This window comes from Nocardiopsis sediminis (genome assembly GCF_042650565.1).
Taxonomy (GTDB): Bacteria; Actinomycetota; Actinomycetes; order Streptosporangiales; family Streptosporangiaceae; genus Nocardiopsis_B; species Nocardiopsis_B sediminis.
On the sequence record NZ_JBHSBH010000020.1, the window covers coordinates 1 to 16542 of the forward strand.

15 protein-coding genes are annotated in these 16542 nt (G+C 74.0%); 5 read left to right on the top strand and 10 right to left on the bottom strand.

Going from position 1 to position 16542, the window contains the following annotated elements:
• Positions 1-1122: 1122 nt before the first annotated feature.
• The 4 genes from ACFOVU_RS27725 to ACFOVU_RS27740 form a co-directional block, all read right to left on the bottom strand.
• The gene (locus ACFOVU_RS27725) at positions 1123-2292 is read right to left on the bottom strand and encodes a methyltransferase domain-containing protein (RefSeq protein ID WP_378538331.1); all 1170 of its coding nucleotides are present in this window, start codon (positions 2290-2292) and stop codon (positions 1123-1125) included.
• Entirely contained in the window at positions 2289-2462 is a 174-nt protein-coding gene (locus tag ACFOVU_RS27730; RefSeq protein ID WP_378538332.1) for a hypothetical protein, read from the bottom strand. The genes ACFOVU_RS27725 and ACFOVU_RS27730 overlap by 4 nt, the downstream gene beginning before the upstream one ends.
• An 83-nt stretch (positions 2463-2545) precedes the next feature.
• Positions 2546-3214: a hypothetical protein gene (locus tag ACFOVU_RS27735; RefSeq protein WP_378538334.1), complete on the bottom strand. Its 669-nt coding sequence runs from the start codon at positions 3212-3214 to the stop codon at positions 2546-2548.
• 228 nt (positions 3215-3442) lie between these two features.
• Positions 3443-4285 (bottom strand): ATP-binding cassette domain-containing protein, encoded by an 843-nt coding sequence (locus ACFOVU_RS27740; protein ID WP_378538336.1) that lies wholly within the window; start codon positions 4283-4285, stop codon positions 3443-3445.
• Between the two features lie 104 nt (positions 4286-4389).
• Here ACFOVU_RS27740 and ACFOVU_RS27745 point away from each other — a divergent pair, with 104 nt between their 5' ends.
• Positions 4390-5532, top strand: coding sequence for an acetyl-CoA C-acetyltransferase (locus ACFOVU_RS27745; RefSeq protein WP_378538337.1), 1143 nt, complete (start codon positions 4390-4392; stop codon positions 5530-5532).
• A 586-nt stretch (positions 5533-6118) separates the two neighbouring features.
• Here ACFOVU_RS27745 and ACFOVU_RS27750 read toward each other — a convergent pair.
• The 5 genes from ACFOVU_RS27750 to ACFOVU_RS27770 all read right to left on the bottom strand — a co-directional run bounded on the left by ACFOVU_RS27750 (position 6119) and on the right by ACFOVU_RS27770 (position 11601).
• On the bottom strand, positions 6119-7042 hold the full coding sequence (locus ACFOVU_RS27750) for an ArsR/SmtB family transcription factor (RefSeq protein ID WP_378538339.1): 924 nt from the start codon (positions 7040-7042) through the stop codon (positions 6119-6121).
• 301 nt (positions 7043-7343) lie between these two features.
• The gene (locus ACFOVU_RS27755; protein WP_378538340.1) at positions 7344-8561 is read right to left on the bottom strand and encodes a winged helix-turn-helix domain-containing protein; all 1218 of its coding nucleotides are present in this window, start codon (positions 8559-8561) and stop codon (positions 7344-7346) included.
• 61 nt (positions 8562-8622) lie between these two features.
• Positions 8623-9210, bottom strand: coding sequence for a hypothetical protein (locus ACFOVU_RS27760; protein WP_378538341.1), 588 nt, complete (start codon positions 9208-9210; stop codon positions 8623-8625).
• A gap of 249 nt (positions 9211-9459) precedes the next feature.
• On the bottom strand, positions 9460-10875 hold the full coding sequence (locus tag ACFOVU_RS27765) for a sensor histidine kinase (RefSeq protein WP_378538343.1): 1416 nt from the start codon (positions 10873-10875) through the stop codon (positions 9460-9462).
• Entirely contained in the window at positions 10876-11601 is a 726-nt protein-coding gene (locus ACFOVU_RS27770; protein ID WP_378538344.1) for a response regulator transcription factor, read from the bottom strand.
• A 628-nt stretch (positions 11602-12229) separates the two neighbouring features.
• On the opposite strand from ACFOVU_RS27770, the gene ACFOVU_RS27775 reads away from it, so the two are divergent.
• From ACFOVU_RS27775 to ACFOVU_RS27785, 3 genes are all read left to right on the top strand, one after another.
• On the top strand, positions 12230-13033 hold the full coding sequence (locus tag ACFOVU_RS27775) for an exodeoxyribonuclease III (protein WP_378538346.1): 804 nt from the start codon (positions 12230-12232) through the stop codon (positions 13031-13033).
• 36 nt (positions 13034-13069) lie between these two features.
• The gene (gene rbsK / locus ACFOVU_RS27780; RefSeq protein WP_378538347.1) at positions 13070-13981 is read left to right on the top strand and encodes a ribokinase; all 912 of its coding nucleotides are present in this window, start codon (positions 13070-13072) and stop codon (positions 13979-13981) included.
• A 150-nt stretch (positions 13982-14131) separates the two neighbouring features.
• A complete protein-coding gene (locus ACFOVU_RS27785) occupies positions 14132-14797 on the top strand; it encodes a hypothetical protein (RefSeq protein ID WP_378538349.1) in 666 nt (221 codons plus the stop codon).
• Between the two features lie 100 nt (positions 14798-14897).
• Here the strand turns inward: ACFOVU_RS27785 and ACFOVU_RS27790 are convergent, their stop codons facing one another.
• On the bottom strand, positions 14898-15557 hold the full coding sequence (locus tag ACFOVU_RS27790; protein ID WP_378538350.1) for a YceI family protein: 660 nt from the start codon (positions 15555-15557) through the stop codon (positions 14898-14900).
• A 395-nt stretch (positions 15558-15952) separates the two neighbouring features.
• Between ACFOVU_RS27790 and ACFOVU_RS27795 the strand changes: the two genes are divergently transcribed.
• Positions 15953-16435: a hypothetical protein gene (locus ACFOVU_RS27795; protein WP_378538352.1), complete on the top strand. Its 483-nt coding sequence runs from the start codon at positions 15953-15955 to the stop codon at positions 16433-16435.
• The last annotated feature ends 107 nt before the right edge of the window (positions 16436-16542 follow it).

Here is a 16542-nt window from a genome sequence, read left to right on the forward strand (position 1 = left end):
TCTGGCGCACCCCCCACAACCGCACCCACACCACCACCCGCGACCCCTACCCCGGCCCATGACCACCGCCAGCCGGGAAGGGGGGACCGGGGGAAGAGGACCGGGAAGGGACCGGGGAGGCCGGGGGAAGAGGGAGGAACCCCCGAGGGGCCCGAACCCCCCGAGAACCCGCAGGACCCGAAAGGCCAGAGGGACCCGGGAGGCCCCCGAATCCCGGGGGACCCGGGCACCGTAGGAAATAGGAAGTCGGGGGCACCGGGACCGGGACGACGACGGACCCGCCGCCCGATGGGAGAGATCCGGGGCGCTCCGGGGGGCGGGAGAGGCCGCCCAGAGCCCGGCGCCCCGCGGGACAGGCAGGACTCCCCCGAGCCCCGGACCCCGGCACCAGGCCCCACCACCGCAAACCCGGCACCCGACCACGAACCCCTCCCCCCACCACCGGCCGTCGTTGCCGGCCTGAACCTCACCCCCGCACGACGGAGGATCTGCACCCGACCCCAACCCTCACCGCCGTCGCTGCCCGCCGTAACCCCAGCCCCCGGCCCACCCGGATCGTCCGCGCCCCGCCCGGGCCTCACCCGCCGTCGCCGCCTGTCTGAACCTGACCGCCCGAGGAATCCACGCCCGACCCGGCCCTCACCCACCGTCGCCGCCTGCTCGAACCCCAGCCACCGCACCAGCCGGACCGTCACCGCCGTCCCGGGCCCCACCCGCCATCGCCGCCCGCCTGAACCGCAACCCTGCGACCACCCGAGGCATTCGCGCCTCGCCCAAGTCCCCGCTGCCATCGCTGCCCGTCTGAAGAGCAACCCACCGCCACCGCCCCAACGACTGCCCGACCTTCCCCACCACTGACCCTCGCTGCCCGCCGGAAGCTCAGCCCAGCACTCACCTAGACCGTTTGCGCCACCCCCGGCCCCACCCGCCATCGCCGCCTGCTTGAACCCCTGACCTCACGACCGCCCGAGGGAATCCTGCCCAGCCCGTCAGCAGAGCCCCTCATCGGACGGCGAGCTGTACGGAAAGTCGGCGGATTCCCATGACGTCCCGACGGCGGGGCGATTCTTCGTTGATCACGTGGCGGGACCCGCCGTGTCGTGCGCTGCTCCGGGGCTTCGGTCAGCCGTCGAGGGTGACCGGAGTCGCCGGGGTGTCGAGCCACGGGGTCTGGCCCTCCGGGGTGACCGTGAGGCCGAAGCGGTCGCGGCCGGGGCGGCCTGCCGTGGTCCACCATCGGTAGGCCTCCTCCACCTCGGTCCACAGGGCGCGGGGGCCGTGCTGGGAGACCCGGAAGGACCTGGCGCCGGGGGTGTGGTCGGCGGCGGCCCAGGAGCCGTTGGCGTCGAAGAGCCAGAGGGTGTACTCGCCCGATCCGTCGTCGGCGTGCTGTTCCACCTGGTACAGCTCGGGGACCAGGATGCCGATCGCGTAGCGTGCGTTGCCGTCGAGGCCGACCAGGTCCCCCAGATCCACCGTGGTGGTGGAGTCCTCGGTCTCGGCGGAGGCGGAGGTGTCCACGTAGCGGCGCCACCCGCCCAGCGGGGCGCGCTGGCAGCGCAGCAGCATGAACCCCGCGCGGCCCGACACCTGTCCCGCGGCGGTGCCGTCGTCGCCCACGGACAGCCGCAGCAGGCCCGCGCTCGAATACGGGGTGCCCCACGGCGTCACCACCAGCCCGCCCGGAACGGTCTGCTCCACCCAGGCGTAGGGGATCGTGTTCGCCGCGACCGTCGCCAGGACCCGGTCGTAGGGCGCGTTCGCCGGGACGCCGCGGGCGCCGTCGCCCGTCACCACGCGGGGGGCCCACCCGGCGGCGAGCAGGCGCGCGCGGGCATGCCCGGCCACCTGGGGATCGATCTCGACCGAGGTGACATTGTGCGAGCCCAGCCGCGCCGACAGCAGCGCCGCGTTGTACCCCGATCCCGTCCCGATCTCCAGCACGCGGGCGCCGTCGGCGAGGTCCGCTGCGTTGAGCATCGCCATGACCAGCGACGGCTGGCTCACCGAGCTGGTCACCGTCCGGCCGCGGCCGTGCCGGCCCGAAGGGCGGCCGTCGTCGACCTGGGTGGCCACGGCGACGTCGTCGTAGGCGCTGTCCATCCAGTACGGGTCGTCACGGCCGACGGGCACCATCCGCCCGGGGGCGCCCGCCTCCGGGGCCCAGATCTCATCGGGGAGGAAGGCGTGGCGGGGCACCCCCGCGAACGCCTGTTCCCAGGCGCCGGTGAGGATGCCCCGCTTGCGCAGCCGCCGCGCGAGCGTGGCCGAGCGCTCTTCAGGTGAGGTCACTTGCCGTCGTCCCTGCCGACCTTCTCACCGCCGCCCCCGTGGTCGGCGCCGGACTGGCCGTCCCATTCCGCCGGTGTCCCGGCACCCTGGTCTTCGCCCTTGTCCTGGTCGCCGTGTCGCCCCACGTCGCTGACCTCCTTCTCAAGAGGGGATGCTGCTGTCGTGATCATGGTCATTCCCCCGTCACGATCCGCAATCATCGATGGCCCGAACCGGTCAGCGGAGGCGGGGCGGGAGCGGGGGTTTGGGCAGGTCAGGCGCGGGAGCGGGTCCACCACGCGGTCGCGGCCGCCGTGGCCGAGGCGAGGACGACCGCGGCGGCCAGGGCGGTGAGCACGGCGCCGCTCGCCTCGGGGCTCGGCGCCTCCGCGACGCCGGTCACCGCCGCCTGCGCCGGCGAGCCGGAGGCCACCAGCGCGATGACGGCGACGATGCCGGTCGCCGGGATCGCGACGCCGGGGCGGCCCTCCAGCGGGGTGGTGCAGGCGGCGCCGATGGCCACGCCCACCAGGACGCACACCAGGCCGGTGACCGCGCCCGCAGCCAGCAGCCCGGTCCACTCCGCGGCCGATGCCAGCGACGGGTCGGCGAAGCGGATGGTGACCGCGGCCGAGCCGATGCCCAGGAGCGCCAGCCCAGCTCCGACGGCCACGGCCGCGACCAGCGCCCCCAGGTGGACCCGGACCGGTCCGCGCGCGGCGACCAGGATCGCCCGGGCCGCATCGGGCTCGGCGAGCAGCAGGACGCGGGCGATCCAGGCGCAGGAGGGCACCAGCGCCATGCAGTTGTAGGCGATCACCTCGGCGAGCGGCTGTCCCGGGACACTGCCGATCGCCACGATCGCCGCCCACAGCAGGAACGGCGGCAGCCAGCGTGCCGAGCGGAACAGCAGCCCCAGGCGGTAGGCGACGAGCGCGGTCATCGGGGGTCCCTGAGGTCGTGGGTGTTCATGGGGCGGGTGTGTACTGGCGGGTGCCGTGGGTCGAGGTGGTGGCGCGGGAGGGCGGCGGCCCGGGGGTGGTGGGCCGCGGGTGTGGTCATGCGGGCCGGTCCCCTTCGTTCGCGGAGCGGGTGTGCACCGGCGGGTGCCGTGGGTCGAGGTGGTGGCGCGGGAGGGCGGCGGCCCGGGGGTGGTGGGCCGCGGGTGTGGTCATGCGGGCCGGTCCCCTTCGTTCAGGGAGCGGATGTGCACGGGCGGATGCCGCAGGCCGAGCAGATGGCGCAGGAGGGCGTCGGAGTGGCGCTCGGCGACGGTGAGGCGCGTCCGGCCCGGGGCGACGGGCTCAGCCGAGGGCGCACCGGGCAGGCCGGACGGCAGCGCCGCCCCGTGGGGCGTGTCGACCTCGATGTGCACGCGCGGCCCGGGGTCCTCCGCGGCCGGGGGTTCCGCCGGCGCCAGGCTCCCGTCGACGATCCGGTGGACCGCCGTCACCCGGCCGGCCAGCCGCGCCGGGTCGTGGTCCACGAAGACCACCCGGCCCCCGCTGCGGGCCAGCTCCAGCACGGCGTCGTCCAGGCTCCCCCGGGCCGCCTGGTCCAAGCCGGTCCACGCCTCGTCCAGGACGAGTAGCCCCGGCTCCGCCATGAGCGCCTGGGCCACGGCCACCTTCTGCGAAGTGCCCTTGGACAGCCGCTTCAGCGGCACGCGGGCGTGCCCCGACAGCCCGAGGCGGTCGATCCACAGGGCGGAGCGGCGAGCGGACTCCCTGCGCGTCAGCCCGTGGATCCGGCCGACTCGGTGCAGGTAGCCGACCGTGTGGAACGGCAGGTCGGGCGGGAACCGCTCGGGCACGTAGGCGGTGGGCGGGCGGCCGGTGACCCGGCCCGCGGTGGGCCGGCTGATCCCGGCGAGCACCTTCAGCAGCGTCGATTTCCCGCGGCCGTTGGTCCCCTCGATCCGGACGACGGCGGCCTCGGGGACCGCGAGGGTGACATCGCTGATGATCCACGGGCCGTGCCGGTCGTAGCGCTTGCCGACCTTCTCCAGGAACATGGGCCCGATTGTCGCCGAAAAGCAGCCCGCTGTCTTGCCTCCCGACCAGAACCGAATATCGTTCGGTTCACAAGTTCGTTCGTTCCCGGCCCCTGGAGGACACCGTGGCTGAGGCATTCATCGTCGGTGCGGTACGCACCCCGGTCGGAACCAGGAAGGGCGCGCTGGCCGCCGTGCACCCCGCGGACCTCGGCGCCCACGTCATGAAGGAGGTCGTCGAACGGACGGGGGTGGACCCCGCCGCCGTCGAGGACGTCATCATGGGCTGCGTGAGCCAGGTCGGCCCGCAGGCCCTCGACCTCGCGCGCACCGCGTGGCTGTCGGCCGGGCTGCCCGAGACCACCCCCGGCGTCACCATCGACCGCCAGTGCGGCTCCTCCCAGCAGGCCGTGCACTTCGCCGCGCAGGGCGTCATGTCCGGCACCCAGGACCTCGTCCTGGCCTCCGGCGTGGAGAACATGGGCATGGTCCCGATGGGCGCCAATGCCCAGTTCGCCATCGACAACGGGCTCGCGCTGTTCGGCGACGGCTGGACGGAGCGCTACGGGACCCAGGAGATCTCCCAGTTCCGCGGCGCCCAGCTCATGGCCGAGAAGTGGGGCTACAGCCGCGAGGACCTGGAGCACTACGCCCTCACCAGCCACCAGCGGGCCGCCGCCGCACGCGACGCCGGGTACTTCGACAAGGAGATCGCCCCGATCGCGGGGGTCTCCCGGGACGAGGGCGTGCGCGCCGACACCACGCTCGAGAAGATGGCCGGGCTGGCGCCCCTGCGCGAGGGCTGGGCGCTCACCGCCGCGGTGGCGAGCCAGATCTCCATCGGCGCCGGAGCGGTCCTCATCGCCTCCGAGCGCGCGGTCCGCGAGCACGGGCTGACCCCGCTGGCCCGCATCGTCCAGCTGTCCCTCGTGGGCGACGACCCCGTCTACATGCTCACCGCGCCCATCCCGGCGACCCGCCTGGCGCTGAAGAAGGCCGGGCTCGGCATCGGCGACATCGACGTCACCGAGATCAACGAGGCGTTCGCGCCGGTCCCGCTCGCCTGGATCGAAGAACTGGGCGCGGATCCCGCCGCGACCAACCCCAACGGCGGCGCGATCGCGCTGGGCCACCCCCTGGGCGCCACCGGCGCCATCCTGATGACCAAGCTGGTCCACGAGCTGCACCGCAGCGGCGGCCGGTACGGGCTCCAGACGATGTGCGAGGGCGGCGGACAGGCCAACGTCACCATCATCGAGCGGGTCTGAGGGCCGGCCCCGTCCCGCCCCGCCACGGGCCGACAGGGCCGACAAGCCCGGCAGGGCTGATCGGGCCGACAGGGAAAGAGCGCTCCGGCACCCCCCACGGTGCCGGAACGCCCCCATCCAGTTCCGGGTGACCATCGCCCGTCGGCCGCACCGTCGACGGGCCCGTCCGGACGGCCACCCGGGGGCCGATCCGGAACGAATCTGCGGGGGGAGGTTCGCCGGCGGCCGAGGGCCACCGGTCCGCGGGGCCCTCGGCGGCGCCGCTCCCGCGCCGGCCGAGGACACCGCTGGACCCGCGCTCCGGACTCCCCTCGTCCGGTTCCGGCGTACGCCGGGTTTGCGCTGGTCCTGCGCTGGTTCCGGGGAAGAACGTACTTCGGGGCCGTCAACCCCCGCAACGACTTTCGGCTGTGGCCGAAAAACGCCGGACAGAGGGCGTGCCGGGGCCGCGGCGGTACCGGAGGGCAGGGCGCGGCCCGGCGCGGCGCCCGGATCTCACGGGAACGCGGTCAGAGCAGCACACCGGCGCCGGGGTGGGGGAGCCGTCGCTCGAGCCGTGTCGCCGTGCGGCGGGCGGTTGTGCCGGTCAGAGCAGCACCCCGCTGCGGTGCAGCAGGTGCCGCCCGAGCTGGGTCGCCGTGTGGTGCACGGTGTTGCGCGTCCGGTTGCTGTAGGTGAGCCCCGCGCTGCGCAGGACCGAGGCGTGCTCGCTGGCCGAGGCGTTGGAGATCCCCAGCCGCTCCGACAGCTCGCTGGTGGTGCAGCCCTCGGCGATGACCTCCAGCGCGGCGGCGCGCGTGCTGCCAAGGAGCTTCGCCAGGGCCTTGCGCGAACCGGGCTCGCGTTCCTTCAGATGGGGCGGCGTGTGCGGCGGGGTGATCGGGTACACGACGATCGGCGGGAGCCGTGGGTCTCGCAGAGCGATGGGGTGCCTCCTACAGAAGTACGAGGGGATCAGCCGCAGCTCGCGCCCGGAAAGGCGGATCTCGCGGTCGTAGGGGTAGGCGATCTCCAGGATCGACGTCCCGCGCCAGCGCGCCAGGTGGCGCAGGGCCGCGGGCAGGTCGGGCCGCGCCCCCGGCATGCTGCCCGGTGCGGGGCCGGAGAGCACCAGGCCGGCCTCGACGGCGGCGGTGGCGGTCTCCCACTCGGGGCGCAGCGCCACCTCGGCGTAGGAGCGCACGGCATCGGCCAGCGGGACCAGCCCGTCCTTGCCGCCCAGGGCGAGGTCGCGGATCGCGGGGGAGACCGCCTGCTGCCGCTGGACGATCGCCAGCTCGCCGCGCGCCCGCGCCGGCGGGGTCGACAGCACCGCGTCGAGCCCTTCGTCGAGGGAACCGGCGTTGGGCAGCGGCGTGAGGAAGTCGGGGGAGTAGCCCCAGGGCGGGGCGATCTCGGCCAGGAGGCGCATCTGCGGTGTCAGCAGGTCGCCGACCCGCCGGCGCCAGCCGTCGAGCCGGTCGGGGTGGGGGTCCTGGAGGAGGTGCAGGCTCAGCAGGACCTCCCACATCGCGTCGGGTTCGCGGGCGATATGGATCTTTTCCGGTGTCTGCCGAGTGAAATGAATTCTCAGCACGCTGATTCCCGTCGGTGACGGCGATGGGTCACAGGCATCGCGGAGTCGGCAGCGGGGGGATGGGAGCGGCGCTGCCTGGGACTGGGGGCGCGATCAAGCCTACTGGCGGGGTGCTTACAATCCGCTTCCACGCGGGAAGCGGTCCGTGCCGAGTCGTCGCTCTTCAGGACGTTCCGTGCGCGGGTCCGGTTTACCGGATGGACCGCCATGGACCGCTGGGAGAGGGGGCGCGTCCCTACGCGCGCTGCGTGTGGACCCCCGCCGGCAGCCCGAGCCATGCCGCCATGGCCCGCAGCTCCTCGCCGAGGGCCTCGAGGGTGTCGGGCGGCGCGGTGTCCTCCAGCGTGGTCCGCTGGACGAGCAGGCGCCCGGTGGAGCGGTCGGACTTCAGGTCCACCCGGGCGACGAGGCGGTCGCCGAGCAGGAACGGCAACACGTAGTACCCGTGCACGCGCTTCGGAGCGGGGACGTAGATCTCCAGCCGGTAACGGAACCCGAACAGCGCCTCGGTGCGGTCGCGTTCCCAGATCAGCGAATCGAACGGGCTCAGCAGGGCGCGCGCCTCGACGCGCCGCGGGACGCGGGCATCGTGGTGCAGGTAGGCGGGGCGCTCCCAGCCCTCGACGGTCACGGGCACCAGCTCGCCGCTGTCGACCAGCTCGCCGATGGCCTGCCGGGCGGGGGCGGCCCCGAGCCGGAAGTAGTCGCGCAGGCACTGCTCGGTGCCGACGCCGTGCGCGCGGGCCGAGATCGCGATGAGGTCGCGGTGGGCGTCGTCGGGGGTGGGGTCGGGTGCGTTGTGCACGTGCGGGGGCAGGACCCGTTCCACGAGGTCGTAGCGGCGCTCGAACTGCCGGTTGCGGCCGTCGGTCGTGACATCGCCGGCCCAGAACAGGAACTCCAGCGCCTGCTTGACCAGCGACCAGTTCCAGCCCCAGTGCTCCTTGGTGCGGGGGGCGTCGTGTTCGAGCGCGGCCTCGATCTCGCGCGCGGTGGCCGGGCCGCCCCGCTCGACCTCGGCGAGGACCGCGGCGACGAGGTCCGGGCGCTCCTCGGCGATCCGCCGCCGGTGCCCGCCGGTCTCGCTGCGGGCGCTCGCCATGCGCCAGCGCAGCAGCCGGTGGGTGCCGGGCGGGATCAGGCTGGCCTCGTGCGCCCAGTACTCCACCAGCCGCCCGCCGCGCCGGGTGGCGGCGCGGTCGAGCAGCGCGGTGTCGTAGGTGCCGAGGCGCGCGAAGACCGGCAGGTACTGGCTGCGGGAGAGGACGTTCACGCTGTCGATCTGGATGACCCCGACACGGTCGACGACCCGTTGCAGGTGGCGTGCCGTGGCCGGCCCCGAGGGGGCGCGGTCGGCGAACCCCTGCGCGGCCAGCGCGATCCGGCGCGCCTGCGCCGTGGAGAGCGTGGCGTCGCGCCGGGGATGGGGAGGCGGCGGCGCTGTTTCGTACATGAGTATGAATTTATCGCCGCCGGGCCGCATGCGCCAATCCTGCTGCGGGAGAGCGGGGGCGTCAGCCGCCCCCGTTCTCCCGCAGCCACTCCTCCCACGCCTCGCGGATCTGTTCCTCGGTGAACTCCTCGAAGGAGTCACCGGACCCGGGGGCGCCGTCCTCCGGGGCCTCGGGCTCGGCGGCGGGCGGTTCCGGGGACGGCGAGGCGACCGGCGGTGCGACCGTGTCGGGCGGCAGCTGCGCGGGCGCCTGCGGTTCGGGGGTCCGCTCGGGCTCGGGCTCCGGTTCCTCCGGGGTGCCGGCGTCCTCGGGTGTGGGCGAGGGGTCGGAGACCGTGGACGACCGCAGGCCCTCGGTCTCGGAGCCGGATTCGGTCTCGGCATTGGGCGCACCGGCGCCGCCACCGCCGGCGGTGACCGCGACCAGCCCGAAGCCCAGGAAGGCGACCACGGCGGCGCCCGCGACGGTCAGCACCGCCCGGCGTCTCCCGCGATGGGGGGCCGGTCCGGGACCGGGGACGATCTCGGCGCCGCGCGGGATGTCGTAGTCGCTCAGCGGCTCGGAGGGGGCGGGGCCGGGGTGGGAAGTGGCGGGCGGGACCGCGTCAGTGCCCTCAGGGCCGTGGTCGGCCGAGGCGTGGGGATGCACGAGGGGGTCTCCTCGGAAGGGAGGGATCGGCCGCGGCCACCGGGGCCCGCGGATGCGGTGCACGAGGGAGCGGAAGAGCATGGCGCGGCGTGATTCCAGGCATGGTAGTGGTGCCCTGCGGCGGGGAACAACCCCTGAATCCTTTCCGATGCCGCGCCCGGACGGGCGGAGGCGCGCCGGGCGGTGCTCGTCGTCGGCCGGTGGGCGCGGGCCGTTCCGGGCCGTGTCCTCTGGTCGGACCGGTGCCGGTCACTGGCCGGTGAGCGCGGGATCCGCGGGGCCCTGGGGAAGCCGTACCGTCACCGTGGTGCCCGCTCCCGGGGCGGACTCGATGCCCACTGCTCCGCCGTGGGCGGTCGCGATCGCGTGGACGATGGCCAGGCCCAGCCCGCTGCCGCCGCCGGGGGCGCGGTTGCCGCGGTGGAAGCGGTCGAAGGCGCGCCGCAGGTCCTCAGCCCCCATGCCCGGGCCGTCGTCGGCCACCTCCAGTACTGCGGAGCCGTCCTCGGCGCGCAGCCGCACCGTCGCCGACGTGCCCTCGGGGGTGTGCTCGCCGACGTTGGCGAGCAGGTTGGCCAGGATCTGCCGGAACCGCGCCTCATCGGCGCGGCACGGCAGCCGCTCGGGCGCCTCGAGCGCGATGGGGCGGCCCGGCTCGACGGCGCGTGCGTCGGCCACCATCTCGCGCACCACCAGCGCCAGGTCGGCGTCGGCGAGCTGCAAGGACCCGTTGCGGTCCAAGCGCGCGAGTTCGAGCAGCTCGGCGACGAGCCGGCTCATCCGCTCGGCCTCGTTCTCGATGCGGCGCATCGCCTCGGGCAGCTCGCCGTCGGGGATGGCCCCCTGCCGGTAGAGCTCCGCGTAGCCGCGGATGGTGGTCAGCGGGGTCCGCAGCTCGTGGGAGGCGTCGGCGGCGAACGAGCGGACCCGCTCCTCGGACTCCCGCTGTGCGGCGAAGGCGAGCTCGATCCGGCGCAGCATCGTGTTGATGGCCGACGCCAGCCGGCCCACCTCGCTGTGCGACTCCGACCCCGGCATCCGCACCGACATGTCGGAGCCGACGCTGATCCGGTTGGCCGCGGTCGCCATCCGCCCCAGGGGCTCCAGCCCGCGCACGATCAGCCACCGCCCGGCCAGCGTCAGCCCGCCCAGCAGCAGCCCGGCCGTGATGAGCTGGGTGAGGACGAGCTGCCAGGAGTACTGCTCCCGGTCGCTGGCCGGCACACCGGTGACCATGACGGCCTCGGGGCGCAGCCGCACCGTCGTCCGGTGCGGGGAGACGCCGTCCTCCGGACCGTCCAGCTCGAAGATCTCCCCGCTGCGCCCGTAGGCCTCCAGCTCGGTGAGCGGCAGGGCGGCCAGCCGTTCCAGGACGACGTCCTCGCGGTCGGTGTCGCCGTAGACCTGGGCGACCTCACCGGTGTCCGGGTCCAGCAGCACCACGAAGTACGGGGAGGGGCTGGGGGCGTCGATGCCCACCGGCGGGGTGTCGTTGTCGAGCCGGACCATGGCGCGCTCGGCGGCCAGGACCAGCTGGGCGTCGATGCGGTCGGTGATGAAGGTGCGCAGCGTCACGAACCCCACCACGCAGGTGACCAGCAGGCCCGCGCCGGTCACCGCGAGCAGGCCGACGAGCAGCCGTGAGCGCAGCCTGCCGTGGAGCATCTAGGCGCTGTCCCGGATCCGGAGGGCGTAGCCCACCCCCCGCTGCGTGTGGATCAGCGCGGGACCGAGGGGGTCGAGCTTGCGCCGCAGGTAGCTGACGTAGGTCTCGACGATCTGCGACTGGCCGGCGTAGTCCCAGCCCCACACGTTCTCCAGTAACTGGGCGCGGGTCAGCACCTGCCCGGCGTTGCTCATCAGGTAGGCCAGCAGCCGGAACTCGGTCGGCGACAGCTCGATGGGGACGCCGCCGCGGCGCACCGTCCACGTGCGCTCGTTGAGCTCCAGGTCGGCCACGCGCAGCACCCCGTGCTCGTCGCGGGCGGAGTCGGCCGCGTGCTCGTCGCGGCGGGCGCGGCGCAGCAGCGCGTGGATGCGGGCGATCAGCGCCTCGACGGAGAACGGCTTGGTGACATAGTCGTCGCCGCCCAGCGACAGACCCGTGACGGTGTCGGAGGGGGTGTCGCGGGCGGTGAGGTAGATCACCGGGACGTCGTTGCCGGAATCGCGCAGCCGCCGGCAGACGTCGAAGCCCGTGACGTCGGGGAGCAGCACGTCGAGCAGGATGAGGTCGGGGCGGCGCTCGCGGGCCAGCCCGAGGCCTTCACCGCCGGTCTCGGCGGTGGTCACGCTGAAACCGTGGAAGCGCAGTGCGGCCTGCACCAGATCCCGGATATTGGGTTCGTCGTCGATCACGAGCACATGGGGGCGTGTCGCGGTCTCGGTCATCTCTCACCTCGGTCGGGATCCAGGGGCCGCCTGGCCGGGCCCTCCATGATGCCGCAGACCGCCGGAGGGGCCCGACCCCGTTCCGCCGGCCCCCGGCCCTCGCCGGCGGGGGAAAGACAAGGGACGGCGGAGCGCCCCATGCCCGCCGTCCCTTCGGCACCGCCGCGGCTCGGCGCAACCCAGCGCGGCGCGTGCGGTGCCGTGTGTCCGGATCCGCCCCCACCCGGCGCGGCCCGGACGGCGCACGTCCTGGTGTCGGCCCCCGGGGAGGGGCGTGACGGCCTGCGTGCGCGGTCCAGAGCCCACGATGCCGGTCCATGCTGGGACGACACCGAGCATCCGCTGAGAAATCGCTGAGTCCGGGGCTCTCCGGGCCCTCTGGGGAAATTTCCCGCCGATCACAGCGAACCGAAGCCGATCCGCGCTCATCTCACGGATGGCGGCACCAGTGGCCGACTGTACGGCCGCGGGTCGTGTGACGAGGCCTCGGTGTGGAGGACGGCCACACCGAGGCCTCGCTCACGAACATAGTTCTACCCCCCACGCGCTCCGGCTCACGCGCCGGTGCCGCGGAGTGGGGGTGTCCGGCACCGGCCCCGGCCCCCCGGCAGGGCGATAGCCTTGCAGTGTGCGAATCGCGACGTGGAATGTGAACAGTGTCCGGGCGCGCGCCGAGCGCGTGGCGGGGTGGGTCGAGCGCAGCGACGTCGACGTCGTCGCCATCCAGGAGACCAAGGCGCGCGACGACCAGTTCCCCACCGAGCTGTTCACCGGCCTCGGCTACGAGGTCGCCCACCACGGGCTGTCGCAGTGGAACGGTGTGGCACTGCTCTCCCGGGTCGGCCTGGAGGACGTCCGCGTGGGCTTCCCCGACCAGCCCGGCTGGGGCGACCCCGAGGCGCCCGAGGCCCGCGCCATCGGCGCCGTCTGCGGCGGGGTGGAGGTCTGGAGCCTCTACGTGCCCAACGGCCGCGAGATCGACGACCCGCACTACGCCTACAAGCTCCGCTGGCTCGACCGGCTGCGCGCCTTCGGTGCCGGCCGCCTCGCCGACGACCCCGCCGCGCAGGTCGCGCTCTGCGGCGACTTCAACGTCGCCCCGCAGGACGACGACGTCTGGGACATGGCGGTGTTCGAGGGCAAGACCCACGTGACCAAGGCCGAGCGCGAGGCGTTCGGCGCCGTCGTCGACGCCGGGTTCGCCGACGTCGTCCGGCCGCACACCCCCGGCCCCGGGGTCTACACCTTCTGGGACTACCAGCAGCTCTCCTTCCCGAAGAAGAAGGGGATGCGGATCGACTTCGTCCTCGCTTCGCCCGCGCTGGCCTCGCGGGTCTCGGGCGCGATGATCGACCGCCAGGAGCGCAAGGGCAAGGGCGCGTCCGACCACGCACCGGTGATCGTGGAGCTCGACGGGGCGCGGGGCGCCTGAGGGCCCCGGGCTGGGCTGCATCGGTACTCTCGGCACGTGACTTCGACAACGTCGCCGCGCATCGCGGTATTCGGCAGTATCAACATGGACCTCGTCGCCTACGTCGACACCGCCCCCGCCAGCGGCGAGACCGTTTCGGGCAGCCGGTTCGCGCAGGTCCCCGGCGGCAAGGGGGCCAACCAGGCGGTGGCCGCGGCGCGGGCCGGGGGTGACGTCGCCTTCTTCGGCGCCGTCGGCGACGACGCCTTCGGCACGCAGCTGCGCACCAACCTCGTCGAGACCGGGATCGAGGTGTCGGAGATGCGCACCGTGCCTGGCGCCTCCGGCGTGGCGCACATCGTGGTCGAGAGCACCGGGGCGAACTCCATCATCGTCATCGCCGGCGCCAACGCCGCGATGACCGACGTGAGCGAGCGCGACCGCCGGCTGCTGGAGGGCAGCGCGGCGCTGCTGCTCCAGCTCGAACTGCCGATGGAGGGGGTCATCGCCGCGGCGCGGGCCGGCCGTGAGGCGGGCGTGCCGACCGTGCTGACCCCGGCACCCGCCCGCGAGCTGCCCGCCGAGCTGATCGGCCTCGTCGACCTGCTGGTCCCCAATCAGCACGAGGCCGCCGCGATCACCGGCGAGCGCGAGCCCCGCGCCGCTCTGGCGGAGCTGCTGAAGCTGGTGCCCGAGGCGATCATCACCCTCGGCGCGGACGGCTCCCTCTACGGCCGCCGCGGTGCGGACCCCGTCCACGTGCCCGCTCCGCGGGTCGAGGCGGTCGACACCACGGCGGCGGGCGACACGTTCTGCGGCGCCTTCGCCGTCGCGCGCGCCGAGGGCCGCGCGCCCGAGGACGCCCTGCGCTTCGCCGCCGCGGCGTCGGCGCTGTCGGTGCAGCGTCTCGGCGCGAGCTCCTCGATGCCGGGGCGTGCGGAGATCGAAGAGGCAATCGCAAAGGCCTGATCTCGGGTTTTGTGACGATTGGCAGTGTTTCGCGTTTGACACGGCGGCTCGTCCGGTATGGGGTGTCAGGGTTCACTGCCCATGAGAGTCGGGACGCCCCTGGTGAACGCCCTACCCCCGTGGCGTCCTGCCTGCTGAAGGACATCCCCGATGAAGGACGAGTCACCGGAAGAGATCCACGAGGATCAGCTCCGCGATGAGACCGCCGAGCACGACTTCCCCCCTGTGGACGACCGATACGACGACAAGTACGACGATAGGGACGACAAGTACGACGACGACTACGACGACGACCCGAACGACGACGGCCAGTCCCGGATGGCCCGGCGGCGCGAGGAGCGGGCCAAGAAGCGCGGCCGGATGGCGGTGATCTTGTTCGCGGGCCTGGGCGCGCTCGTCGCCCTGACGGTCGTCATCACCTCCTTCGCCCAGGGCACGGGCCCGTTCGAGGCGGCGGAGCGCCCGGAGCCCCCCGAGACGATGGACCGCCCGGACATCCCCGAGACCTCCCCCTCGGCGTCCCCCTCGCCGTCGCTCAGCCCGTCGCCGTCGGCGGAGCCCTCCCCCTCTGAGCTGCCCTCGATCGAGCCGGTCGAGTCGGCCGCCGTCCCCGAGGACACCCCCGAAGCCGAGTCCCCGCCGGCCGAGGAGGAGACAACGCAGCCGCCGCGGCCGGAGGAGCCCGAGAGCCCCGGAGGCGGCGAGACGCCCGAGGACCCGGGCACGCCGAGCGCCCCGGAGTCGCCCGAGGACCCCGGCGAGGAGGTGCCGGATCCCCCGGAGGACGACTGCTGGTGGATCTTCTGCCCCGCCTGATCCCGGACAGCCTCTCCCGCCACCGCTTCCAGCGCGGCGGCGGCCCGCCGTACCGCACCCTCCCTTTCACCGTCCCGCCCCCTGCTCCGGGCTTGGACCATCAGTCGAACCCACCGCCGGTGGGGGAGTCGATCGCGGCCCCTTGACCCACGTGCCCGATCCGTCGCAGGAAGCCGATGGGATCGGTGTCCTGCAACCGCACCTCCAGGACGACGTCGACGGTGTCGCCCACCAGCCGTCCGCCCCACGGCAGGGGGCCGCCGTCGCCCACTCCGAACGCCGCGAGGCTGATCTGCGTGGTCGCGGCGAAGAAGTGCCCGTGCGTGTCGCCGGGGCTGGCGTAGTCGGGGGCTTCGCCGGCCCACTGGCAGTCCAGGGTGACCGGAAGCGTGGTGCCGTGGACGGTGAGGTCACCGTGGAGCCGGAAGGCGGTGCGCGCCCGCCCGGGCTCCAGGCCCGTTCCGGTGAAGTGGATCTCCGGGAAGCGCTCGGCGTCGAGGAAGTCCGGCGAGCGCAGGTGGTCGTCGCGCGCCCGGACGCCGGTGTTGAGCGCCGCCGTGCGGATCGTGACGTCGACCTTGGAATCGGCGGGGTGCTCGGCGACCCGCACCAGGCCCTGGGCGTCCCCGAACGTGCCCTGGACGCGGCCGAACCGCAGGTAGTGCGCCACGAAGATGATGCACGAGTGGACCGGGTCGAGGTGCCAGGTCCCCGGCGCCGGCCCGATGGCGTCGCCGCGCCGCGGGGGCACAGAAGTCATGGCTGATCGCTCCTTGTACACGAGAGTGAGCGACAACACCTATCGCGGGCCGATGAAAAGGGGCTTTCGGGCGCCTTACAGTGTTGAGTGCGTCACATCCGCGTGTCCGGAAGCCCTGCTCTCCGGGGGTTGACGGCGATGCGCCGCGGCGGCCGGGGTGTCATGGAACGCACCGTCATCTACCGTTCAGCTGAGATACGTCCGCCGTGCCGCCCCCACACCGGACGTCTGACCGACGACCCGGCCGCCCCCACCGGCCCCGCACGGAGCCGCGCGGACCGGGTCGACCCCACGAGTAGTCAGCGACCCGAATGAGTGGAGACCAACGACGGCCGGACGGCTTATCACGGAGCGACCGGCGAAAACAGCAGCGGCAGCGCAAGCGCCGGCGGACCATGGTCGTAGGCGGCCTGGTGGCCGGGCTCGCCGTGGTCGGCGGAGTCACCCTGGTCGGTATGGACCTGGCCGGGGGCACCGAAGAAGTACGCGCAGGTGACCCGCCCCCCGCCGATTGGCAGGGGGCCACGCCCACCACCGACGGCGGGGGCGCGTCGCCGGTCCCGCCCGAACCCGGCGCCAGTGGCGCCGCCCAGGTGCGGCCTGGGGCTCCCCCGGCCGCCCCGGAGGAGCAGCCGCCCGCGGACGACGGAGGGGCCGACGACCCCGCCCCGGAGCCCGAGCCCGAACCGACCGGCGACCAGGGCGACGACGACCGCGAGGACCCCCGGCCCACGGGGCGGCCGACCGCCGAGCCGCCCGACCCCGAACCCACGGGGCCCGAGCCGAGCGATCCCGGCCCGGAGCCGGATCCCGATCCCACGGACGACGACCCTGACGACTGGCCCCGCGGGCCGCGCAGCGCGAGCGCGACCCCCTGAGGGGCGCTCCACTAGGGAGCGCGCCGTGCCACCGTCCGGCAGGAAATGCGCGATATGGAGAAGGGGCGCCCCGTGGAGCGCCCCTTCCTCGCGTGAACACCCTCCCC